The sequence below is a fragment of the Pseudomonas sp. AA-38 genome, assembly GCF_029457475.1.
GTDB lineage: Bacteria > Pseudomonadota > Gammaproteobacteria > Pseudomonadales > Pseudomonadaceae > Aquipseudomonas.
This window is the reverse complement of the sequence record NZ_CP120359.1, coordinates 1,931,100-1,954,665: the sequence shown is the minus strand read 5'-3', so window position 1 is coordinate 1,954,665 and position 23,566 is coordinate 1,931,100. Positions and strand designations below refer to the sequence as shown.

Genomic DNA, 23,566 nt, shown 5'->3' with positions numbered 1-23,566 from the left:
GCTAGCCAGCATCAGGCTCGATAGCAGCAAAAATCCCGGCGGCACAAATAAGTGGCACAAAATTAGACAACAACGCAAAACACACGCCCATAAAAAATCCAGTCACCTGGCGGTGACTGGATTTTTTAGGGTTTTTTGGTCGGGACGGAGTGATTCGAACACTCGACCCCTTGCACCCCATGCGCTTATTTAGTGGATTTCCATAGATCACCACGGACAACCACAAACAACGCAAAACCTAGTATTTACGGGACTTTCAGGTTATTTTACCTTCCTGTAACGTCCACTATCATCCACCACCAGCCAAGCGTTTCGGTGGCACAAAAGTGGCACAAAATTCGGACGCGAAAAAATTTACTAGGGGTAGAGAGTGGCCAAGCTGACGATCAAACAACTGGAGGCTTTCACTGCCGAAGATCATGGAAAGGTCTTCCGAGAGGATGGCGGACTGGTTGCCGAGGTGCGAGCTGGCGTGCGTGGGGTCACGGTTCAGTTCAGCTATGAATTCAAACTAGATGGTTCCAGAACCCGAAAGCGGTTGGGCATCTGGCCGAAGAAAAGCTTGGCGCAAATCCGATCTGAGCGAGACGAAGCCAGGACCCTTGTTACGAAAGGTTTGCACCCTACTCTTGCCGCCAAAGCAGCGCGGATCGAGGCACAAGCTGCGGTTGCCGCCACTATTGCTGAGGCTGAGTGCGGATTCCACGGTCATCTGGCCACCCATTCCATGAACATCTGACCACCGATTCCACGCTGATCCGGCCACCCATTCCACGCGCATCCGGCCACTGATTCCACGGCCATCCGGCCACTCAACCGGGCAGGCAGCTACGCAGGATTTCTTCACTACCATCGACCTCTTTTTCGAAGCAGAGAGGTCGTCGTGGAGCGTTTATCCATGCGTAAGATTCGCGAAGTACTACGTCTCAAGTTCGAGGTCGGACTATCAGCTCGCCAGATTGCGGTCAGCGTGCAGGTCGGTCGTGTCACCGTCGGCGACTACCTCAATCGTTTTGCCGCCAGTGGTCTCAGTTGGCCCTGTTCGTTGTCCGATGCCGAGTTGGAGCAGCAACTGTTCCCGCCGGCCCCGGCGGTTGCCAGCGAGAAGCGGCCTTTACCCGATTGGGCATGGGTGCATGCCGAACTGCGCCGCCCCGGGGTGACCCTGGCGCTGCTCTGGCAGGAGTACCGCCTGAGCCAGCCGCAGGGCTTTCAGTACAGCTGGTTCTGTGAGCATTACCGAGCCTGGCAGGGCAAGTTGGACGTGGTGATGCGTCAGGAGCACCGCGTCGGCGAGAAGCTGTTCGTCGACTATGCCGGCCAGACGGTGCCGGTTATCGATCGCCACAGCGGCGAGATCCGCCAGGCGCAGGTGTTCATCGCAGTGCTCGGCGCGTCCAGCTACACCTTCGCCGAAGCCACCTGGTCGCAGCAGCTGCCGGACTGGCTAGGCTCCCATGCCCGCTGCTTTGCCTTCCTCGGCGGCGTGCCGGAGATCGTGGTGCCGGACAACCTGCGCAGCGCGGTAAGCAAGGCCCATCGTTACGAGCCGGACATCAACCCCAGCTACCGCGACCTGGCCGAGCACTACGGAGTGGCGGTGGTGCCGGCGCGGGCACGCAAACCGCGCGACAAGGCCAAGGCCGAAGTCGGCGTGCAGGTGGTCGAGCGTTGGATCCTCGCGGCCCTGCGCAACCGTCAGTTCTTCTCCTTGGACGAACTCAACAGCGCCATCTCCGTGTTGCTGGAGCGGCTCAACCAACGCCCGTTCAAGAAGCTGCCGGGCTCGCGCCAGACGGCCTTCGACAGCCTGGATCGTCCGGCGCTGCGCCCCCTGCCGGTGCAACCCTACGTCTACGCCGAGTGGAAGAAGGCGCGGGTGCACATCGACTACCACGTCGAGGTCGATGGGCATTACTACTCGGTGCCGTATCAACTGGTGAAGAAGCAGTGGAGGTGCGCCTGACGGCGCGCACCGTCGAGTGTTTCCACGCCAACCAGCGAGTGGCCAGCCACCTGCGCTCAATGCACAAGGGCAGGCACAGCACGCAGGCCGAGCACATGCCCAAGAGCCATCGCGAGCATGCCGAGTGGACGCCGCAGCGGCTGATCCGCTGGGCCGAGCAGACCGGGCCGAACACCGCCGGCGTGATCCGGCACATCCTCGAACGGCGCATCCATCCGCAGCAGGGCTACCGGGCCTGCCTGGGCATCCTGCGCCTGGGCAAGACTCATGGCGAAGTGCGCTTGGAGCTGGCCTGCCGACGCGCCCTCAGCCTCGGCGCGTGCAGCTACAAGAGCCTCGAATCGATCCTGTGCCAGGGCCTGGAAAGCCTGCCGCTGGCTCAAGCCAACCTGCCGCTGCTGCCGGACGACCACGCCAACCTGCGCGGCCCCGGCTACTACCACTGAACCCAAGGAAACTCACCATGCTGCCCCATCCGACCCTGGACAAGCTGCAAACCCTGCGCCTGCACGGCATGCTCAAGGCGCTGAACGAACAACTGAAAACCCCGGACATCGACAGCCTGAGCTTCGAGGAACGCCTCGGCCTGCTGGTCGACCGCGAGCTGACTGAACGCGACGATAAGCGCCTGAGCAGCCGCCTGCGCCAGGCCCGGCTCAAGCACAACGCCTGCCTCGAAGACATCGACTACCGCAGCCCGCGCGGGCTGGATAAGGCGCTGATCCTGCAACTGAGCGGCGGCCAGTGGCTACGCGACGGCCTCAACCTGATCATCGGCGGCCCCACCGGCGTGGGCAAAACCTGGCTGGCCTGCGCCCTGGCCCACCAGGCCTGCCGGGACGGCTACAGCGTGCGCTACCTGCGTCTGCCGCGCCTACTGGAAGAGTTGGGCTTGGCCCATGGCGACGGGCGCTTCGCCAAGCTGATGAGCAGCTACGCCAAGACCGACCTGCTGATCCTCGACGACTGGGGCCTGGCGCCGTTCACCGCCGAACAGCGCCGCGACATGCTGGAGCTACTGGACGACCGCTACGGCCAGCGCTCGACCCTCGTGACCAGCCAAATGCCCGTGGACAACTGGCACGAACTGATCGGCGATCCAACCCTGGCCGATGCCATCCTCGACCGCCTGGTGCACAACGCTTATCGGATCAATCTGAAGGGTGAATCAATGCGCAAACGGACGCAGAAATTGACGACGCCAGCCAACCCAGACTAACAATGCCACCCCTGCGTCGCTGCGCTCCGACTGCCCGGCCGGATGGCCGTGGAACAGGTGGCCAGATGGCCCTGGAATGCCTGGCCAGATGAGAGCGGACTGGGTGGCCGGATGGCGTGGAATCCGCAGGCTGAGCGTGAAGCTGCAGAAAACAAAACAGTGGCAGATCTGTTTGACGAATGGATACGCGACGGCGTCTCTCGGCAGGATGGCAATGCTGAACTGATCCGCAGTTTCAAGAAGGACGTTCTGCCGCTGATTGGTAAGAAGCCGCTTCGCAGCCTGACAGAAAAAGATTTACTCACCGTCCTACGCTCAGTTAAAGCACGCGGCCTGAACCGTACCGTAGTGATCCGCAGCAAGGACATCGGTCAGATGCTGCGCTGGGGAGAAAAACGTAAGCCGTGGCGCACCCTGATGGCGGACGGCAATCCTGCCGACCTGATCGACGTGAGCAAGCTGCTCGATCACGACTACGAAGAACAGCGCGACCGCCTGCTTTCGCCAGATGAGATTCGCGAGCTGCGCGATATCTTCGAGCGCCTTGAGCGTGACTACGAGGCCTTGCCCGCCGGCCAAAAATACTCCGGCATCCGCCCAGTTAATCCGCGCGTGCAATGCGCCGTATGGATCTGCCTGAGCACCCTCTGCCGCATCGGCGAACTGCTCAAGTCTGAATGGCGCCACGTGGATCTGGAGAAAGGCACTTGGTTCATACCGGCCGAGGCCACCAAGGGGCACAAGGGCAAGCGCCAAGATCACCACATCTTTCTCTCCCCCTTTGCTCTTGAGCAGTTCAAACGGCTGCACAAAGAAACCAGCAATACTCTGTTCTGCTTCCCCAGCAAGGATGGCAAAAACCACGTCGACACCAAGACGGTCAGCAAGCTCATCGGAGACCGACAGTGTCGCTTTAAAAACCGATGCAAGCCCTTAGCGGGCCGCCATAATGACGACTCACTGGTGCTGAGTGAAGGCACCAAGGGCGAGTGGACTCCACATGACCTGCGCCGTACTGGGGCGACCATGATGCAAGAGCTGGGAGTCACACTGGAGATCATTGATCGCTGCCAGAACCACCTGCTAGGAGGATCCAAGGTACGCCGGCATTATCTCCATCATGACTATGCAAAGGAAAAAACTGAGGCTTGGCGGCTGTTGGGCGAGAAGCTATCGCTGATCCTTGCTAACGGAGCATTAGGTACTGCCCAGACTCGGTAACAGCCTCTGTTTGATGAAGCAAAACCAAGGCGTATGCGGTGTCGTCTGCATGCTCGTACTAATCGTTGCAGGTGGTGCCGGCATGCTGCCTGTTAGGCAGTGCCGCTAGCAATCACCAGCCCTTCCTCATCAGCGTCTCAAAATCTCGACGTGACAAGACCTGTGCGCAGCTGCGCCAGTCGTTATCGGTTGGGCGCATGGTGGCGTTGTAGCGCAGATCGAAGCCGGTTTCCTGTTTCTGGGCATTGATGTACTGATCCATCAATTCTCCCAGATGCTCGATGTCGTCAATCCATTCGTCCTTGATGGTGTCCGGCAACGATCCGAACAGATCAAAGCGGTCCTTCATGCGTTCGGAAAGGCGGTCGTAGACCTTCTCGTCCACCGTCTGCTCGTTTACTAGGTTGAGCATGTCCACTTTGTCGCGTGTCTGACCAAAACGCTTGATGCGCCCGATGCGCTGTTCGAGTTTGGTCGGATTCCATGGCAAGTCTACGTTGATCAGCGTACCCAGCGTCTGCAGGTTGAGGCCTTCGCAGGCCGCATCGGTAGCGATCATCAGGCGGAGCTTGCGGTCTGCGACCATGCGCTTGAGTGTTTCGCGCTCAATGGCCACGCTGTCACCTTGTCGATAGAGCCGGCTCCGACCAGCCCCCGCATACAGGCCTACCGCCTCATCGGGGTAGCGTGCAGCGAGCGATTCAGCCACCCAGCGGGCCGTATCGTAGTATTGACTGAAAATGATGCAGCCAAGCTCACGCCAGCCCTCGTTCTCTAGGTAGTGCAGGATTGCTTTAAGTTTTGGATCTTCCTTGACCCGCTTCAGGCGATCTAGTAGCCGCTCCAGGGCCAGCTGTTCATCGGTGCTTTGTACTTGCACCGAAACCTCACCCTCGTCGCTTTCTTCAGTGATCGTCTCGCCGCCCAGCAGTTTGGTAGCCGTGTTGATCCCCGCGACGATGCTGCTGCAGATGCGCTGCTCCATTAGGTTCTTCATGAAGCCGCTTCCACGTCCGCTGCTTGCCAAAGCCTTGCCGAAGCCACGAGCCTGGCTGTAAGCCTCACGGAAGTCATCACTAGAACGCAGGGCCAACCCCTCAAACAATGCATGGAAGCGATGAACATCCTTTACCAGTCCGGCGTCAGGATGAACGTCCACACCAATGGCCTTGAGAAGCCCCTCATTTTCAAGCGTGGTACGTTTGCGCAGCACGACATGGCGCACAAATGGATTCTCGCGCTGGAAGAAGCTAGCCCCAGCGACACGGCGCTCCAGCGCATCCTCCAGTACCTCACGGGCATCCTCACCCAGCTCGGAGTAAGAGCCACCAAGCCACTCGCTCTGCGATAGCCCAAGATCCTGGCGAATCAAGCTGTAAAGCCGTCGCGCCTGGCTATCCTGAGTTGAATTAACTGTTGGCAGAGGCGCACGAAGCAACCGCCAGGCATAACCTGCATCCGTGACGTCCTCTTCTCCAGAGAGGATCGGGATAATGTCCTTGGGTCTGTGCCATTCTGAAAAATCTCCGCCCAAGACGAAATTACCTTTGCCCTGGTGCAGAACCCGGACCAAATCCCATAAATCCTCCCGGCGAGTCTGGATTGGCGTTGCCGTACCAAGGAGCACATGGTCTGAACGGGCAGCAATGTCACGGATGAACGCCAATAGCTCATTCGGTGTGCCCGCATCCTTGCCCATTCCCTGTCGGGTGCGCGCCTTATGAGCTTCGTCGAGTATCACCAGCCCAAAGCCGCCACGGAGTCCGAGCAGATGCGCCTTCTCCGGCGAGTCGCGCAGCATCAGGCCGGTTGAGATGATGCCGATCCTCAGCGGACAGTTTGCAACATGGCCAGCGCCATCGGCAGAGATCGCTCGTCCTTGCTCGTCGAGCCAGGCTTTCTGCTGGGTCTGCCACCGCGCACAGGGGATACCCAACTTGTCCATCATCTCGGTCTGCCACTGCTCGCAGAGGGTTGCCGGTGCAAAGATGATAACGGGCTTACTCCGCCCTTTCTGTTCGGCCAGTAGGCATAACGCCAATGCAGCCGTGCCCATGGAAAGTGTTTTTCCTAAGCCGACCTCATCAGCTAGCAGCAAACGGACAAAGCCATATTCTTGGTAATGCTTCAGGCATTCGGTGACGAATCCCTGCTGCCAGGGTTGTAGAGAAAACCCTTCGCGATACAGCGGTGACTCGATCAAGGCAGCCGGGGCAATTTGCTCAGGTTCTTCCACCTCTTCGATGGATACCTCATGACGATGACTGCGCCGAGTAATCTCCCGGCACACCGCTTCCGGCAGGGGCTTGGCTGCATTCCACAGGTAATCAAACTCAGCCTCGATCCAGGCGACCCCCTCCGGGGAATCATCTGACCAGAGGATTTCGTAGTGGCTCTGCCAACCACTGCTGGTTTCGTTCATTGAGCCAATGAAGCCTAGCTTGCGGCCATCTGCCAGATCGATCACCCCAGCCTTGCCATGCACAAAGCCACAGGCGCTATCCGGCGCAACCCGGATAACCTGGCCACGTTTCTCCAGAAATGAGGCCAGTCGTTGGTAGCGTTCGCGATTCAGCAGCGATTCAATCTCGACCGAGCGTTCGTTCAGCTTGCCCAGCAGCTTGGCCTCACACACCTGGGCCACCCGCAAGTCATCTGCCTGAATGTCCGCATTGCAAACAATCTGCACCTCGGGAATCTGATCGATCAGCTCTCCGGCAACCTCAAACAGCGAACTAGTGAAATAGCCGGCAATTCGTCGATAGCGCCGAGCTCCTTTGAGATGCTCGGCGAGAAAACTCTGATCCAGCGCATGGGTGCGTGAGGACAAACGGGTGATCGTCATGCCCTAGCCTCTCAGGAATCCAACCGCTGCGTTTGCATCCGAGCAACAAGCACCTCAGCGGCTGAGCGAACAGCTTCATTGCGGGACTTGTTTTCCAAGAAGCGAACCAGATCGATCAGCTTTGGACGGACTTCGAGGTAGTCAGGCAGATCCTCCATCAGTGTTTTGACCACTGATTGCGGTTCGACCTCAGCTAGCAGCTGCTGAATAGCGATGATCAGATGGCCCAGCCAGGTTGGGCCAATTTCCGTGCTATCGGTTAGCTCACGAGAGCCGAACTCATCAACTTGCTTCAACCGCGAGCCATTGGCCGTCATGCTGGCCATGACTTTTGTGTAGTCATTCACGCGGAAGGCCTTGGCAAAGTTCTGGTAGTTGTCCAGCTTTGAGGCGCCGACCGATTCCATATCCAGCATGCGCAAGTAGAAGCGCTGAATGCCATCAATGGCTTGCCATGTGTCCAGCGCCACCCCTTCAGGCACCAACAAGCTGTTGGCTGCCTCGGAGGCTTGCTGGACGATCTCATCCACCACGGTGATCTCGCCTTTGACACGGGGCCGCAAGGCGAACGTGGTGACATCTGTCTCACCGATCTTGGTGTAGGCGGTCAAAACTTTCAGAGCTGCGGCATAGCCGGCCATCTGCAGGTCGGCATCATTGAACACAGGCTCACCCATCCGGGCTTCCACCTCATCATTGAGGTGCATCATCTGCTTGATCTGGCTCGCGACTTCATTGCGAACCGCAGGGAGAATGCGCTGCTTGAAGCCGACTTTTTCGCCTGCACTTCGCTTACGCAGCATAAGCGTCACAGTCCCCTGTACGTATCCTCCCTTCTTAAGCTCAGTACTGGTTTCTGTAGCTATGTACCAAGCAGCCACTACCTGGAGCCCTGCCGCCCAGAAGATGCCCACCATGTCCGACCAAACCTCAGTGCTTTGATGGGTAAACATCACACACTGCATACCGTTGTCCGGCATGTGTTTAGCCATGGCCGAATAAGCGTCGATCATCCCGCGTCGGAAATCGTCACCATCTCCTTTAATAGCCAGCGCGCGTCGAGAGTCCCACGTCCACTCGTTGAAAGGCGCGGGTGGATTCTTGCGCAACCACGCGATAAAGAACTCGGTAATTTCGTGATAGTGAACTGCATCAGCGTAAGGTGGATCTGTAACGAATAGGTCGCAAGTCTCAGTCAGAGAGGAAGCCTCATGGCTTCTAATTTTGACCTCGACATCAGGTGTTGGAGCGCTTGCAAAACGGTATGAACGCCCAGCTTCGTGGCTCATGAAGCAGCGTGTGCCATAGTTATAGAAAGTGTTCAGGGCCTGGTTGTAGAAAACATTATTCGTTTTCTCCCAATGGTTCATCCAGTTAGCGATTCTCGCGTTCCAGTCCAACGACTTAGCATTGAAGATGTAGTCTTCTGGCGTACGGTGAGAGAAATAAAACGAGTACTGCAGTAGTTGCCTAGCGTTAAACATGTGATGCCAATATGTCCACCCGCGAGTGCGAATTGGCTCATCAGTTTTATCCCCTGGTTCGATGGGCATATCGGGCACCAACCCTTGCATTTGCCAGGTAGCAAGATGTTTGGCAACGTAATCGTCAACTTTTCTCTCGCGCGCTTCATCCTCAGGGGTAACTGCCGCGAAGAATGTCTCTTGGCGAGGCTTTTCAAGGGTTGTTTTCTTGACCCATTGAACAGCGTAAAGACGCTCTTGGAAAATATCATCAGGCCGCGGCTTGAAATCACTTTTCTCCCAACGGCGCAGCTGATTGCTATTTTCTCCTGACGGTGTTCTGAAATCACCGCGCAGTGTTTTGATGGTGGTGGAGTAGGTCTTACCATCGAGGGAGTAGACCATGCGACCATCTTGAACAGTGCCGCTGTCAGCTGACTTCATTTCAGCCGCTGTTGCGCCAGTTTTGATTTCTATCTTGAAGCGCTTTGATTGATGATCGGGTACAAGCGTGGCGATCACGCTATTCGGCTTTGAGATCACCCAGCTTGGGGAGAGCGGCACCATCCAACCCGTATCCGGGCATCTAGCCTCTAGGCAATATAAGTAAGCTTTTGCCCGATTGCCTTGGGCGTCATGCTCAATACCAAGAGCTGTAATTTCCTTGTCTACCGCCTGCGCCACTAGTCGCTGCGACTCTTCGATCTCTGCGCGACGTTCCGGAGTAGCACCAATGATGTTCAGATTGCCCCAGTTGAGCATGCAGGCAATTGGGTTGAGGTCAGAAGCATAAACATCACATCCCATGCGAGCCGACTCGAATGGGATGGATCCACCCCCTGCGAAGGTATCCCCCACTTTGGGTCGATGGCCGTAGCGCAAAATACCTAATTGCTCAACGAGCTGTTCCATTGAATCGGCGGTTATCCCAAATCGCCCCAGTCGTTCACTGACTTTCAGCCACACGGGAGCTAATAGGAACTCCTGATCAACTTCTTCCGGGCGTTTACAAAGCAGCGAGCGCTCTTCATAAGTTGGAAAGGTTGCCAGTGCCAGTGTGTAAATGTCTGCTTTTGCAGCATCACTAATCCCCCTTTTCCAGCTCAATTTGAGGCCCTTCTCTTCAGCCTCCATGGGGAACCACCAGAGGTCTACATCCTCCTCTCGCAGATCACTGCCTTCTAAGATCTTGTAGCTGAAGTAATCCCAAGGGTTTCTTAGCGAAATTATCCTGGCAATTTCTGCTGGCTTAAGGGCGTTTTGAGCCACTGCGCGACGACCTAATCCCTGAAGATCAAATGCCATCAGTGCTTCGAACAACTCAAGATCCTGCTCTGCATCGTCGGTTTGGGGCAGCAGGCTTCCAAGCACAATCGAGCGAACAAGTATCAGGGGCTTGCGGCCTTTCCAGTAGGACCCTAGGCCGGTGAGTGTCTGCCCAAGATTTGCCTTACGCTCCCGCTGCGCCTCAAATGACACCTTTTGTGCTGGGAATACGGTTTCGATCAGCGCGGGCGCATCCTTAAGAGAGAAAGGCACCAGCTGTACAGGTGTCATTGCAGTCATGTCGGTCTTCCTTAATCAAACAGGCCCAGCGTTGGACGCTCAGTATCTGGTTTGCGGGATTTCACAGCCTGCGGCTTGAATAGTTCTGTCTGCGCTACATCGCCCAATGCGTGCCGGAGAGCCAGTCGCCAACCCTTGTTACTGTCATGCACACCGCCTGTGCTCATGGCGGTCATGCCGAACAGCCACCAGCGCTCTTCAGGGCGCAAGGCTAGCCAGTTGCGTACTGCAACTGGAATCTTCTCGGGGCTCATGTCTTCAACCGCCCAGGCCAGTACGCAAAGCTCTTTGCCAAGCAGTCGATCCACGGGGTTATCGCCCACCTTCCAAGCGCTGACACGCAGGTTGTGCTCCTTTAGGCGCACATTGAAAGCGCGCTGAACTTCACTGCGAATCGCCGTCCAGCGCGAGCGCTCAATCACAACGCGCTCGATGATGCTGGTTTGCTGATCCTGAGCCTGCAGCCCGAGGCTTTCGATGATGCGAACTGCGCCAGTCGAGCTCTTGGGCACCTCCACCATAAAGTGATGAGGGTCAGTAGTGGCCGGCACACCAAAACCGATGGTCGGGCGCTCAGGAGCCTTGGGTTTTTTGGCCCCACTTATGGTTTTACTCGGGGAACGAGCCATGCCTAAATCCTCTTTACGTACTGCGTTGGCCATGGTCATTCCTCCTGGATCACATCGCCAGGACGCAGCTCAACGCCGCTGAGTTTGGCGAACTCCTTGGCAGCGAAGCCATTCTCGAAGGCTGCACCGCTCCGAATTTGCACGGTAACGGTTTCTTGCTCATTCCCGAGGGCCTTACGCAGACCGTTAATCGCTGCCTCGATCACGGAAGCCGTAACCTCGCGCTCGACAAAGTTGATGCTAACGGTGTTCTCACCTTCACCAATCTGAATACGAACCCCCTTGAAGGTGGCCGGCGAGCTTTTGAAACTATTGAGTACGCCGAACACCTTTTCGGTACTGTCGAGCGACACCTTCTTGTTCTCAGCCAACTTTGCCGGCTTGGCATCGTCGATCTGAACCTGTTTGTCGTTGGCAGCTGGGATCTGGAAGTCAGCGGTACGAGTAGCCTCGCCCGAACAGGCATAGACCATTAGACGGGCAGCCTGCGGGCCAACTTCGAAGGGGTCTCCGTACAGTTCCCCATCTTTAGGGTTGGAGCCATCTAGGGTGTAACGCATATCGGCAGCAGGCATGCAGGAGAGAGTGACCATACGCTTGTCGGCGATGGCCTGGACCTGATGACGCACACGAAGCTCCGCCACCCAGCGCTGCGGCTCACCGGTTTCATGCTTGCCTTCGCTGTCCACTGCCAGGAAGTACAGAGTTGCCGCGTCGGTCGTGAAGTTGTCTAGGTCTTCGACCTTCGGATCGCTTGTGCTGACCTTGGCAGTCGGCGCGTAATGAACCACAGGGCTCTGACCGGCATTGCGGGGGATCAGGGCCAAAGTGGTTTCGCCTGTCGCTTCATTTGCGGCATGCACAGTCACGTTCACTGCAGTTTTTTCTGCCGGGAACGGCCCTTTCTCGATGTAGCCATCAGTCCCTTGTCGCCAGCGACCTTGCTTCAGGGCTTCTGTCTTGAGGGTCTCCATGCCACCGGTGCCGGGCATCCAAGCCCAGATTGGATTGCTTTTGGCGCGCATCAGCACGTCTTTCCATGGCGTTCTGCGGTCATTCGCCGGCCAAAGATCCTCTTCTGCCATCGCCCAGTAGGTACCCGGTTCATCCAGTAGATTGAGAATCAGTTTGTAATTGGCACGAGGGCTGGCCAGGAGCTGCTCAATCTGGTGCTCGGCAGAGTTGGTGCCTTGTCCCATGTTCAGGCCATTATCAATTGTGGCTTGCATGAGCTGGGCATTGCCGGTCATCTCGTCGATGGCTGGGAAGTAGATTCGGTTGTAGGTGCCGGAAAGCGCTTTGTTAAAGCGCTGCTGGGCATCTTCTAGGCGATCACGCGCTTCTTCGAAGAGGCTGTCACCGTCCTTCAAACGCTTGCAGATGGACTCAATTGCATACAGGTCGCGCAGACGATCTTCAACGGTATCGGCGAGGTAGCTGTCCTGACCGGACAGCACCATGAAATTGTTCTTCTCTTGCTGGTACTCGAAGAAATTGACCAGCTCGCTCGGCGGTAGCTTGCCGTCCGGGCGCACAACGATCAGAACACGAGGTCCGCTTAGCTTTAGATCGTCCAGTCGCGGCAGCACCTGTACATCCTGGTAGGCAGCCTTGCTAACCGGCTGCAATACCGCCGTAAGCTTGTTGATCAGCGCCTGATCAATCTTCGGCTGAGGGATGTCGCGAGCATTTCGCTCAATCTGGCGAGAGAGGTTTTCTGTTTCTTTAATGAAGAAGCGCTCTTCTTCGCGATGCAGATACCACGCCTGCTCACGCAGTTTCTCCAGAGCGGTCTTGAACTCATCGGACTTACGGTTAGGTGCGGCCAAGAACTCAATGATCTCTGCCTCGGTCAGGCCGATTCGACCACCTACTGCCCGAGAGAATGAGGACGCTAGCAGCAGGGCACCGACCTGCTGGGCGGCATCGCTGCCCAGGTTGGCATCGATTTCTTCTGCGATGGATTGACCATCGTCGGCAATATCGTGGGCCATGGCCGGGCGAAGCGAGTTGGCGATACGGCCGACCTCCTCGCGTACGGCATCGTCATTCAGGCGCAGGTGCTGTGACCCAACCAGGAAGACATCATCAGTTTCGCGATCATCGACGCTCTTGAGCAAACGCGCAGCGAACTGCATCAAGCCTCGTGTCTGCCGAAAGCCCTCATTCTCCTTGAACAAGGCAACCAGATGCTTGAAGGAGGGGTGGAAGGGGTAGGTTTCCCTGATCTGCTGGGCGACCTGCTCCAGACTGGTCGCGACAATGTATCCACCATCGGCTGCTGCCTTGATGCGCTGGGCATATTCCTCGGCGACATCGTTAATGACGGACTCGTCGGGTAGCTCCAGGATCAGTCGCTTCTTCAGGATCTCGTAGATCTCGTTGCCCGCCAGCTGGACGGGGGTGATGGTGCTGGCTTGGCGACTGGCTTCTTGCTGGAGGTTAGAGATTGCTTCGGCAATTGCCTTGGTCTGAGCCACATAGCTGCCGGATAGATTGGCAATCACAATGCAGCAACGCGGTAACTCCAGAGCGGCGCTCATCAGGCAGCTGAGTGTGTAGGTGCTCACTGTAGCCAGCGTACCGCCACCGATGACAGTAGTGCTCGCGTTTTCAAGGTAGGGCGGCAACTCATCGAGCATGATCAGGGTCGGTTTGTCCCCGATAATTTTCTTCCAGCCAGCCTGGTCGACCGCGCGAGGGCCATTGACCCAGTAGGGCTTGATGGCTTCCTCTTCACCTAGTTGGGTAGCGATCTCGCCCCAGATGTAATTCTCAGGGTTGTTACGGCCATTAAATGCAGCTACTCGCACTTCACCGATTTCGATCCGCTTAGCAAGATCGGGCGACAGCACTTCGCTGCGCAGATGCGGGTGTTTGGCCAGCAGGCCGAGAGCGATCATCATGTGGGTTTTACCGCCACCCATTGCCTGGGTCAGCTCGAAAACTGCCTGATCTGATTTGCCATCCAGCCGCAGCATCCCCTCGCGAAAGAGCTGCTCCATGCCCGAGGTGATGTAGTTTCGTGCAAAGAACTCACGCCCATCACCCTCATCAGAGATGAGCGCAGAAAGGTTCTCGATCCCTTCGCTCATCCGGTAGTCGCGAATGATTGGGTTGAATGTGCATGCCTGCTTGACTGTCTTGAGCATCTGCTCGACTCCCTGAGAATTACTTAATCGTTGCTCGACTGACTGGAGGGGGTGGTGGGCTTGGGAATGGAAAGTTCCTGGCTCACCTGCTGCAGAAACCACTCGCGCATGGTCAACCCACGCGCCTTGAGTGCGGCGTAGATCTGCTGCTTTTGGGCAGGATCAACCTCGATCACAACGCGATTGCTAGTTTTCATGGGCGTGAGTACCTGGCTTGGGCCTGTAACGTGACGTGATGTTACATGAGGCCGAAGGGAAGCAGCGAGGGATTGGGGGCGGAGAACCGCAAATTGGCCATCGAACCGGAGCACTGGCTTTCCCTTCTCGCCTACCCGCCACTTACTTCTCGATGTAGCGGTCACTGAAGTCCACTGCGCCGGGCTTCTCGGTCAGAGCAGGAACATCCATAACCAGCTTATCGAGCTTCAATTGGCTCAGACCAAAGGCAACGGAAAGGCGGTCATATTCAGCACGGGGCAGTCCTGGCGCAACTAATCCTCGCGGCTTCTGTAACGGTTTCGGAGTAACACCAAACCAGCTGAACCCTCGCGCAGAATGTAGGTCGCCCCTCAGCTTGGCGTAAAACCCCAAACGACTGCCGCCACCACAGAGAAACATGGGCATACCAGCCATTTGTTGCCTGTCGAGTAGCCTCTCATTTGCCACGTGAAGGTAGGTATCTTGGACAACTTGGCGGCTCACCTGCGCATAAAAAAGCTGATCGAGACTTCGACCTTTGAACTGGACATCAACCCCGCTGAAGTACCCATCTACCCTATCGGGAAGGGCCTCCTCGGCATCAGTCAAGTGACTGATGGCCTGCACGGCCTGTCGCAGGTCCGGCCTATCCGGAAGCTTTTGCACCAGCGCCGACTGCAGCCAATCCATACGCTTCTTGTGAAAATTCATCACTCCATGGGGCTCAACCGTGGTTCTAAAAATGACCAAGCTGTCTTTGCGCTGCCCACTCTTGCGCTCGACACGAAACACAGAGGCATCCAGTGTTCCCGCACCTACATCAACCATTAGATAGATATTGCTGGCGTGAGGGTCGTAGGCACCTGAACTGACGAAGCCATAAATTTGCGCAGCAATTTCTGGCTCCACCCTTACTTCAATGTCTTCGCTGTCACACTCAGCCTCGGCACCACCGCACAAGGCTTCTGCTCGTTTTAGTGCTAGGCCTATCGTCTCTGGCGTCAACTGCCTCTCGGTCGAGGCGATCCAGGCCGCAGTGCTTACCAGCTGGTAAAGTCTTACAGTTTTTTCGTCACGGCGACTTGCAACTGGTAGCCCAATAGCAAGATCCCAGACGATGGCTCCTGAGTAGGTTTCTCCGTGAGTGCTCAGCAACCAGCCTCTGATCATCCTCAGCGCCAGGGCAAGAAACCCAACGACAGGCATTTGAGCTTGCAACGACTCGGCGTTAGCTAACAAAGCAAGCTTGAGATCCTGATAGGCCTGGCCCTGCCCTTCCAGGCTGTATCCGTTTTCGCCCAGATAAACCCTACACGGCAGCAGGTAGCCCTCAACGCCCTGGATATCTCTGAACGGAACTGCGTATGTAATCTGCCTCTCCCCGTCACTGATGACGGCCTTGAGCGTCGAGCTGCCAAAGTCCAGTCCCAGGCACAAGAACTTTTCGTCAGTGCATTTGTTTAACTGAGTCTCATACCCCCCCAGCGGCCACTCCATGAGAGAGGCTAGCCGACCATGCTGGAGCGTATGCCAAGTAACGCAGGCCCCAGCGGTGGCGGTGATCGAGTAGTCGGGATCACTGCGCAGACTCTCAGCAGAGCCCCCTTTACCCCCCTCAGCCCCATAAGATTGGGCCGCAACCTTGCTGGTAGCTCCCTTGGCGACTGACTCCGGACTTGACCAACGCGTGATGCAGATTCCGTTGGCCGTCACCGTAACTTTTTTGCCGTTTTGTTCTGGAGCCGACTTTGCAGGCTGATTGACTTTCTTCCTGGCAGTCTTGGGCCGGGCCTTTCGTTCCTTATTGGCATCTGGCCGGGTAACTTTCTTCTTTCGCTGATCCAGTACCGGAACGGCCTTTTTCTTCGGGGTCTCCGGTAAAGGCACACCGGCTTTCTCAAAAGCTTCTTTGAATATTCCTGCGAGCTTCATGTGACCTCCTTGTCAACCGATCTTGATGACTCCAGCTGTAACGAAGTGGTTCTCAGCCTCAAGCTTTTGTTTGAGGCGCAACTCGGCCTCACGCTGTTCTCGTCGTTTCAATGCAGCATCACGCTTACCCTTTTCAGCCGGGATCATGCGTTCTTTACCAGACTGCCGGAGAGCGACCATACGCTCATTGATACGCTTGACCTCCAAGTCACAGCGGTCGCGAATCAGCTTGATTAATAGATTGACGCGGTCGTTGTTCTCATCTCGCATTGCCTGCCTGACATCCCTAAACTGGTCAGCAATCTGGCCGCGGCACTCTTCGTAGGCATCTACTACCGAATTCGGCACCAGCAGATTTTTTGCTGCAGGCCAATCCTCCCCTGCTAACGCGGCGAGATTCACTAGCTGCTCGGCGCGCTCTGCTTCCAGTCCATTCTCGCTATCAAGCTCCTTGGCGGCATAGACCAGTCGCTCATTCGTCTGTGCGCCACTAAAGCTCCAACGCGAAACGACGAAGGCGTAAATACCAGGTTCAATACCTTCCGATGCCAAGCGCGACAGCTGGACAGCACTGATGGGATAACGCTGGTTGGCTTGATCCTGGCTACCGAGCTGACTGGTAACGAAGCGCACCAATGGATGATCTTGAGCCACACGTTCAAAACGCGAAGAAGGTGCACGATGGCAGTTCTCGAACAGTACCGGGAGCGCCCTGGCATCAAGCAACTGCGTATGCCCTTGCAGTCCCTTATCCTGAATAAACTGACTGAGTTGCACCCGCAGATCCATCGACAATTCGACGCTGTACAGTTCCAGCTCATCATCTACAGGGATGAAGCGAGTACCCGGGTAGGTGTCCAGAATGAAATCGGTCACATAGGCATGTAAATCATCAGAGCGCACGTAACGCCCCAATTGCTCAGCCGCACGTACCTTGTTCATGATGAAGTCGCCATGAGCCACCAAATTTGGAGCCTCGGCCTCTAAACGCTCCTGCCTAAGCTTGGTTTCGGCAAGGGCCTGCAGATTGTTTTCGATACGTAGCGTTTCTTCCTCAGGACTAAGCTGATGACTGAAAAGCTCCTTGGTCATCTTTTTGATGACGCGCCCGATGATGGACTCCATGCTGCCGAGCGCCTGCCGGAAGATATCCAGGCGCATCAGCAGTCGATCATAGATGCGCTCATCAATGGTGTTTGCATACATTAGGTTCCAGATGAGTATCTTGTCGGATTGCTGGCCAAGCCGATCAATTCGACCAATCCTCTGTTCGATCTTCATCGGATTCCAGGGCAGATCGTAGTTCACCAACAGAGCGGAGAACTGCAGGTCGACACCCTCCGAGCCGACCTCGGACGACAGCAACACCTGGGGCCCTGTATCGGCTTTGAAGGCCCGCAGTATCGCGTCTTTGTCATCGCCCCCTTGAAGAACGACGCAGGAGATACCGTCCTCGCTCAGACGCTCATGCAGGTAGGCAAGGGTCTGCCGGAAGAATGAGAAGAGCACGATCTTTTTCCCAGGGAACTGCGCACAGTATTTACGCAGATGTTCTCGTAGCAGCCGATACTTGCTGTCATGCAGCCTCGGCTGCTCGTAGTCACCAACTGATTGCGAGATCTCAACTAGCTGCTCAATCAGGCTGCCGAGGATCGGGGGCTCTTCGACCTCATCATCACTTTCGTCCTCTGACAGTTCGTACATCGCTTCGTCAAGGCCAGCCATACGCCCACGGTTGAGCTTTTCCTGCCAAGCACGACAAGCAGCGGGCATACAGCTGGCCATCTGGCGCTGCGGTGTCGTAAGGATGAACCCCGTTAAGAGACCGTTCTCTTGACAGTATTCACGTACTCGTTGAGTCACCTGATCGTAGAAAGCTTGCTCAACTTCGTTGAGCGGTGCGCGAAAATCCAGGGGAACACGAATGACCCGATTCTCTTGCACTTCGCGCTTAAGCGTTCGCGTAACAACTTTGCTCAGCGGATGCACCCGATCGAGTCGGTCCGCAATCTCGGAGCGGCTATGAGGCGCTTTGAGCTCTTCGTCTGAAGGCGGCTGATTGAGCATGGACGCAAGCTGCGCGCTTTCATCCAGGAACTGGTTGTCCATGGCTTGACGTATAGCTGCACAGAACTCATCACGATTAACTCGACCGGCCAGTACCGCATCACGCAATTGCACGATAGGACGTGTGACGGCCATGCTCAGGTCAAACAAGTACTCGTGCGGAAAGGCCGACTCATCAAGCAGCTTCAGCAAATTGAACAAATCGGTGTCTGCTAACTGGATAGGTGTTGCGGAAAGCAGAACAAGATTTTCCACGAGAGGCCTGAGCAGATGGCCCAGAAGATTGGTCTTGGTTCCCGTGTTGCGCAGGTAGTGAGCCTCATCTATCACCAGCAAATGCAGCAACGGATCACCGGCTGGGTCGGCATCCTCCAGGAAACGAGCCAGCTTGGCCGCCCCCTGCTTATTGTTTAAGGCGTCATAATCGCTTGGTGGACGCAGCCCTTGCATACTGGCGATCAATGCAAAGTCCTGCATTGGCCTGCCTCTAACGCTTTCGAGACGCTCGCGCAGCTCATCGGCATTGACCAATTCAGCCTTGATGCCAAACCGGTTTAACAATTCCTCACGCCATTTGTTGCGCAGCACCGCAGGACAGATAACTAGTAAGCGCCGCGCATCGAATCGAGCTCTTAGCTCTGTCCAGATCAACCCCGCCTCAATTGTTTTTCCCAGGCCGACCTCGTCGGCTATGAGAATGCCGTTGCTGGGTGAATCCAAGAACTGAAGTACAGGCTTAAACTGATGCGGGTAGAAGTCCGTATTGGTGGTCTTCAAGCTGTAAATGAGGTTCGCCAGCTTGCCACTCAATCGATGGTGCGTAATAGCTGTCCGCAGATTCTTTGATAAGGAGTAACGACCTGCGTTGAAGCAAGCCGTGGGACTGTTGCTCTCTTGTAGGATGGGATCCAGAGCACTAGGCGGGAAATGATCCTCTGTGCCATCCAGAAGGAAAACTTGAAGGCGGAGACGCCGCCCACTTCCTTCAGTTCCAGCACCGACAATGCCCATTCGCGCGGGATTATCCCTCAGCAGCACCTTTGTGCCCGGCTTAAGCTCATTCATATTCCCTTTCTCCGCAGCACCTGCGCTCGCAACCCCAGTTACTTTCTAATGCTTCTTGCCGGTGCCAAATTGGCAGGCATTAGACACATAACATCAACTGGCCACCACTCGCATCCTGCCTAATCAGCCAGAAATTGTCATCTGCCGCGGCTCAAGCTGCTTGGTGCTGCGGTCGACGTCGATGGTGGTGAGCGCCTGGCTTGCTGACGCAGAAGTCGGGGCTTCTGTGCCCAACAGTCACCACTGCGCCATCTACCACAACCACATAGACGTTCTGGGCCTTCTCGGCCAACTGCCGTTCAGCCGAGGAGAGCTTGAGCAACAGCCGCTTCAAGCGCGCTCGGTCGAAGAAGTACACCTGCGCTCCACGATTCCAGGTATGGCATCCAAATTCGAGAAGCCACTGGACCTGCTGCTGCCGAATACCGCGTTGACTGCATCGCTGTATGGCATGTGTGGTGTACTCCATTGCCCGTCTCCTCTGCGCTGTGAAAACCCATCCTGTTTGAGTTAGGCCTCCATGCAGGTGGCTCCATCCAGCCCATCCAGTGGGCATAGCTGCAGGATATGTCGCCCAACTGGACGCACCAATAATGGGCTTTCATACAGGTCAAGTATTCAGGCAGGTTGACAGCCCCTGAGGATGCTTTCGGTCAGAAACGGGGCAGCCTGCCGGGGAACCCGTGCGGATTGATGACGCACACGGTTCAACCCGTTAGAGGTGTTGAGTCTCTAGCCTTCGAATAACGGAATTGTCGTTGCGTAGCGCGCTGGCGCAGCCCACCACCTGTGATCTCATGGGGCAGTAGTGCAGAGTACGGCCCAGTACAGGCTCTACCATTTGCAGGGAATCACTGGTGCACAAAGCCGGAGAAGCTGGCCTGTGAGGGCTCAAGCCTCTTCGTCATGCTTGACGCGGTACTTAACAAAGGCGATGTACTTCGCAAAGCCGAAGTTGATAATGGGCTTGCGCTCCGAGCCGGCAAGCCATCCCATGACAAGAAAATAGGCGCCCTCAAGCTCATCCAAACTTTTGAGGCGGAACGCCTTCAGCATTTCCTCTTCAAGGTTCTCATCTCTGACGAGCAGGCTTGGTTCGGTACGGTAATCCCCACAGTTGAGCCAGACCTCGCCCTCCTTCCGGTTGACGTTGGTGACCAGCCCCCAGAACAAGCGAACCGTACCGAGTTCGATCCCAGCAAGCTGTCGCTGATGGGAGAGCAACTTACGGACTTCCCCTTCCAGAGCGACTCGACCACCGTCAGTTGTGATCCGGATCGAAACATCATCCTCTGGGTAGTCGGGGTTCTTGATCAGGCACGACAGGATCTGCCGGAGTGATTTGTTGATCGGGTAGTCTGCAGCGTTTGCGTATTTCCGCTGTAGCACGCCCCATGGAGAATCGACGGGCTGCCGTTCTCTGGGCTCTGGAACCAGGATTTCCTGGGGTTTGCGCTTATCTAGATCGACATTGATGCGCGTAGTGTCCGTACCTTCATCTGGCTCAGCCCCTTCATCGTCAACAACCAGTACCACCGTCTTGATCTGGCAACCGTCTTGGTGGTGCGCGGCGAAGCAAGCAACACGCTCCCGACCGCCACTGACTGAACTTCTTACGAACCAGGCACTGGCCTCGCACTCTGAGCACTCGATATTGCCCGCGTACTTCTCGACATCCTGCTGGTACTGAAATGGTGTCACGGGACTCTGATCAAGACGGTAGGTAACAGATTGCATTCACACTCCAGATGATTGCTGCCCAAAAGCCGCTGCCGCAGCGGACACCCCGAAAAATATGTAGCCTTTCGAGATACATCTAGCGTGTTTACCTGTACAGGTAAAGTTTTCAAGCAGATGTCTTAGCAACGCAGGCCACCTGAACGGTCGATCGTTCTGCAACCTAGTTGAGACTCGCCAACCATGGGCGAACGATCGCCTTGCGCTCATCCAAGCTCAGCGTGGCCACCCCGCCCTTCACCAACGCTGTCTTGTCACCGGTATGGGGGTTGGTAACGTAGGTGCTGATGCTGGGTAACGTGTTCGGGTTTGCGCTCCACCGAAGGTTAAATGCCGCAAGTCTGGGAAACCAGAACTGGCTGGCATACGGCAGGTTGTCGTGAATCCACCAGGCCAGCGGCGTCCAGTCCTTGCGCTCCTCATACCAAAGCAGCAATGCCGGCACCACGATGCAGGCAGTGGCTCCCAGGTGGCCATCGGAATCCGGGTAATCCCAAATGTGCTCTGCGTAGTTTTTTTCGTTGGCGGCACAGCTGTACTGGTTGTTGTTCTCGGCGCCCTTGGCGTTGACTGCCGGCGCTCGGTAAGCCGAGCGAATATGGATCCGTCCAAAGCGCTCCTGCAGAGGCTCCAACAACTGTCCGCACAGTCCTCGCCCGGCTTCTATGGCGCGGTCCGGATACTCCGGAATATTGGGGATGCCCTCGATCTGGCTGATTTCCGAGTAGAGGAAATCCCGCATAAAAAAGTGTTTGGATAGCCGGACGCGCCCCAGGTCCTCGAGCGCCTGTACCGTTGCTGGTTTTTTCATCCTGTTTTGCTCCTTGGCAGTACTCACGCCTGCTGCTCGGCTGGCATCTGGGAGATCAGGTTGAGCTCCAGATCCGCCCGGTCGACCCAGACCTCGTTTAGCTCGCCTTTAACCGCCACGCCCAACTGACGGAAATCACTGACTTGCTTGACCAGGTTAGCCTTGCCACTGACCAGCTGATCGCAGGCTTTCTTGTAGGCGTCCTGCGCCTTGTCCAGGCTGTGGCCGATGGCGTCCATGCTGCCAAGGAAGGTGCGCAGCTTGTCGTAGACCTTGCCGGCACGCTCGGCTAACTCGGCGGTGTGCTTGTTCTGATCCTCGAAACGCCACAGCTGGCGCACGATGTTCAGGCTGGTCAGCAGTGTGGTTGGCGTCGCCACCAGCACGTTCTGTTCGATGGCCCTCTGGAACAGTGTCTCGTCCGCCTTCAGCGCCTCGACGAAAGCCGACTCGATGGGCACGAACATAAAGACCACCTCAGGCGCATTCAGCCCCGGCAAGTCAAAGTAGCTGCGATCAGAGAGCTCTTTGATACGTTGCCCAACGGCCGTCACGTGCTCGGCAAGCGCCATGCGTCGCTCGGCATCGTCCTCGGCATTGATGTAACGGGTGTACGCGTTGAGCGAGACCTTGGCATCGATGATCAGGTGCTTGCCTTGAGGCAGGTAAACGATCACATCGGGACGCTGGCGATTGATCTCGCCTGTAAAGCTGACCTCCCGTTTGAAGTCCTTGCCGTTGACTAGACCGGAGCGCTCCAGGACATTCTCCAGAATCAGCTCGCCCCAATTGCCCTGCGCCTTCTTCTGCCCTTTCAGCGCTGTAGTGAGATCCTGAGCCTCCTGGGTGATCTGTCGATTCAGCTCCTTCAGATGATGCAACTCCTGGGTCAAGGCAGCCTGCTGCTGGACATCTTTGTGGTGAATATCTTCAACCTTGGTGCGGAAACCCTCGATCTGCTCGCGGAAGGGTTTAAGCAATGCGTCCAGTGACTGTTGGCTGTACTGCGAGAACGCCTGGCCTTTGGCTTCGAAAATCTGGCCAGCGAGCTGCTCGAACTCTAGCTTGAGCTGGTTGCGGCTTTCCTTCAGCAGTTGCTGCTGTTCGGCAAAGTGCTGCTGCTTTTGATCGAGCGTGCTGCTCAGCGTGGCATGCTCCTTGGTCAGTGCCGCAAAGCGATCCTGCAGAACGTCGTGAACTTGCTGCAGCCGGATACTCGCCTGCTTGAGCTCATCATGCTGCTGAAGCAGTTGACCATACTGAGCGCGAGCGGCGCTTGCAGCGCTCTGCACCTCGACCAGTTGAGCGAATTGATCGTGATATTCGGTACGCAAGCGACTAGCTTCTTGCTGAGCGAATTCAACCTGCCGCTGAAGCTGCTCAACATGAGCCTTTTCCGCCCGCAGACCGGCACTAAGCTCACGGAGTTCATCGTCTTTCTGGTGAGATGCAGCCATGTGCTGCTCTAGTTGCGACTGACAGATCTGCAAGGCTGTAACCGCTTCACGACGGCGCAATACCTGCCAGTAGACTGCAACACCCGCCAGCACAACCAGCAACAAACTGCCGCTAATCACCATCCACGACAACGCAATCATGTTCATGCTCGAGACTCCCTCTATCCGCCAGCCCAACGGGCGCCTTGAATGACAATCTCAAGGTATGTAACTTCAGACGACGCATCTAGAGTGTTTA

General features: G+C 56.4%; 13 protein-coding genes and 2 pseudogenes. 4 read left to right on the top strand and 11 right to left on the bottom strand.

Translation table 11 applies throughout. From position 1 onward, the window contains the following. Positions 1-370: 370 nt before the first annotated feature. The 4 genes and pseudogenes from PVE35_RS08955 to PVE35_RS08940 all read left to right on the top strand — a co-directional run. Positions 371-694 (top strand): annotated as a pseudogene (locus tag PVE35_RS08955) (Arm DNA-binding domain-containing protein); the annotation flags it as partial. 204 nt (positions 695-898) lie between these two features. Beyond that, a pseudogene (gene istA / locus PVE35_RS08950) lies at positions 899-2,412 on the top strand (IS21-like element IS1491 family transposase). 17 nt (positions 2,413-2,429) lie between these two features. Beyond that, positions 2,430-3,185 (top strand): IS21-like element ISPpu7 family helper ATPase IstB, encoded by a 756-nt coding sequence (gene istB, locus PVE35_RS08945; protein WP_230927319.1) that lies wholly within the window; start codon positions 2,430-2,432, stop codon positions 3,183-3,185. Between the two features lie 99 nt (positions 3,186-3,284). Then, positions 3,285-4,406: a site-specific integrase gene (locus tag PVE35_RS08940; protein WP_277374868.1), complete on the top strand. Its 1,122-nt coding sequence runs from the start codon at positions 3,285-3,287 to the stop codon at positions 4,404-4,406. A gap of 112 nt (positions 4,407-4,518) precedes the next feature. On the opposite strand, the gene PVE35_RS08935 is transcribed toward PVE35_RS08940, so the two are convergent. The 11 genes from PVE35_RS08935 to rmuC form a co-directional block, all read right to left on the bottom strand. Next, a complete protein-coding gene (locus PVE35_RS08935; protein WP_123186564.1) occupies positions 4,519-7,251 on the bottom strand; it encodes a phospholipase D-like domain-containing anti-phage protein in 2,733 nt (910 codons plus the stop codon). 11 nt (positions 7,252-7,262) lie between these two features. Continuing rightward, positions 7,263-10,280, bottom strand: a complete 3,018-nt coding sequence (locus PVE35_RS08930; protein WP_123186565.1) for an anti-phage-associated DUF1156 domain-containing protein — start codon at positions 10,278-10,280, stop codon at positions 7,263-7,265. Positions 10,281-10,291: 11 nt separating this feature from the next. Beyond that, positions 10,292-10,942 carry an anti-phage-associated DUF3780 domain-containing protein gene (locus tag PVE35_RS08925; RefSeq protein ID WP_123186566.1) on the bottom strand — a complete coding sequence of 217 codons (651 nt, stop codon included), beginning with the start codon at positions 10,940-10,942 and terminating at the stop codon, positions 10,292-10,294. A gap of 2 nt (positions 10,943-10,944) precedes the next feature. Further along, complete coding sequence (locus PVE35_RS08920) at positions 10,945-14,061, bottom strand: anti-phage-associated DUF499 domain-containing protein (protein ID WP_123186567.1); 3,117 nt, start codon at positions 14,059-14,061, stop codon at positions 10,945-10,947. A gap of 23 nt (positions 14,062-14,084) precedes the next feature. Beyond that, complete coding sequence (locus tag PVE35_RS08915; protein ID WP_162954805.1) at positions 14,085-14,258, bottom strand: hypothetical protein; 174 nt, start codon at positions 14,256-14,258, stop codon at positions 14,085-14,087. A gap of 142 nt (positions 14,259-14,400) precedes the next feature. After that, positions 14,401-16,191 carry a hypothetical protein gene (locus PVE35_RS08910; RefSeq protein ID WP_061242431.1) on the bottom strand — a complete coding sequence of 597 codons (1,791 nt, stop codon included), beginning with the start codon at positions 16,189-16,191 and terminating at the stop codon, positions 14,401-14,403. 12 nt (positions 16,192-16,203) lie between these two features. Further along, complete coding sequence (locus PVE35_RS08905) at positions 16,204-19,323, bottom strand: SNF2-related protein (RefSeq protein ID WP_277374414.1); 3,120 nt, start codon at positions 19,321-19,323, stop codon at positions 16,204-16,206. Positions 19,324-19,474: 151 nt separating this feature from the next. Beyond that, positions 19,475-19,792 carry a DUF4258 domain-containing protein gene (locus PVE35_RS08900; protein WP_033939323.1) on the bottom strand — a complete coding sequence of 106 codons (318 nt, stop codon included), beginning with the start codon at positions 19,790-19,792 and terminating at the stop codon, positions 19,475-19,477. Between the two features lie 422 nt (positions 19,793-20,214). Next, a complete protein-coding gene (locus PVE35_RS08895; protein WP_031634897.1) occupies positions 20,215-21,060 on the bottom strand; it encodes a hypothetical protein in 846 nt (281 codons plus the stop codon). Positions 21,061-21,223: 163 nt separating this feature from the next. Next, on the bottom strand, positions 21,224-21,871 hold the full coding sequence (locus PVE35_RS08890) for a hypothetical protein (RefSeq protein ID WP_058202021.1): 648 nt from the start codon (positions 21,869-21,871) through the stop codon (positions 21,224-21,226). 23 nt (positions 21,872-21,894) lie between these two features. Further along, a complete protein-coding gene (gene rmuC, locus PVE35_RS08885) occupies positions 21,895-23,475 on the bottom strand; it encodes a DNA recombination protein RmuC (protein ID WP_232527384.1) in 1,581 nt (526 codons plus the stop codon). Between the last annotated feature and the right edge of the window lie 91 nt (positions 23,476-23,566).

Coding starts and splice junctions, on each gene's coding strand:
- PVE35_RS08915 (WP_162954805.1), bottom strand. CDS start 14,258: ATGAAAACTAGCAATCGCGTTGTGATCGAGGTTGATCCTGCCCAAAAG.
- istB (WP_230927319.1), top strand. CDS start 2,430: ATGCTGCCCCATCCGACCCTGGACAAGCTGCAAACCCTGCGCCTGCAC.
- PVE35_RS08920 (WP_123186567.1), bottom strand. CDS start 14,061: ATGCTCAAGACAGTCAAGCAGGCATGCACATTCAACCCAATCATTCGC.
- PVE35_RS08935 (WP_123186564.1), bottom strand. CDS start 7,251: ATGACGATCACCCGTTTGTCCTCACGCACCCATGCGCTGGATCAGAGT.
- PVE35_RS08910 (WP_061242431.1), bottom strand. CDS start 16,191: ATGAAGCTCGCAGGAATATTCAAAGAAGCTTTTGAGAAAGCCGGTGTG.
- PVE35_RS08900 (WP_033939323.1), bottom strand. CDS start 19,792: ATGGAGTACACCACACATGCCATACAGCGATGCAGTCAACGCGGTATT.
- PVE35_RS08925 (WP_123186566.1), bottom strand. CDS start 10,942: ATGGCCAACGCAGTACGTAAAGAGGATTTAGGCATGGCTCGTTCCCCG.
- PVE35_RS08930 (WP_123186565.1), bottom strand. CDS start 10,280: ATGACTGCAATGACACCTGTACAGCTGGTGCCTTTCTCTCTTAAGGAT.
- PVE35_RS08890 (WP_058202021.1), bottom strand. CDS start 21,871: ATGAAAAAACCAGCAACGGTACAGGCGCTCGAGGACCTGGGGCGCGTC.
- PVE35_RS08905 (WP_277374414.1), bottom strand. CDS start 19,323: ATGAATGAGCTTAAGCCGGGCACAAAGGTGCTGCTGAGGGATAATCCC.
- rmuC (WP_232527384.1), bottom strand. CDS start 23,475: ATGAACATGATTGCGTTGTCGTGGATGGTGATTAGCGGCAGTTTGTTG.
- PVE35_RS08895 (WP_031634897.1), bottom strand. CDS start 21,060: ATGCAATCTGTTACCTACCGTCTTGATCAGAGTCCCGTGACACCATTT.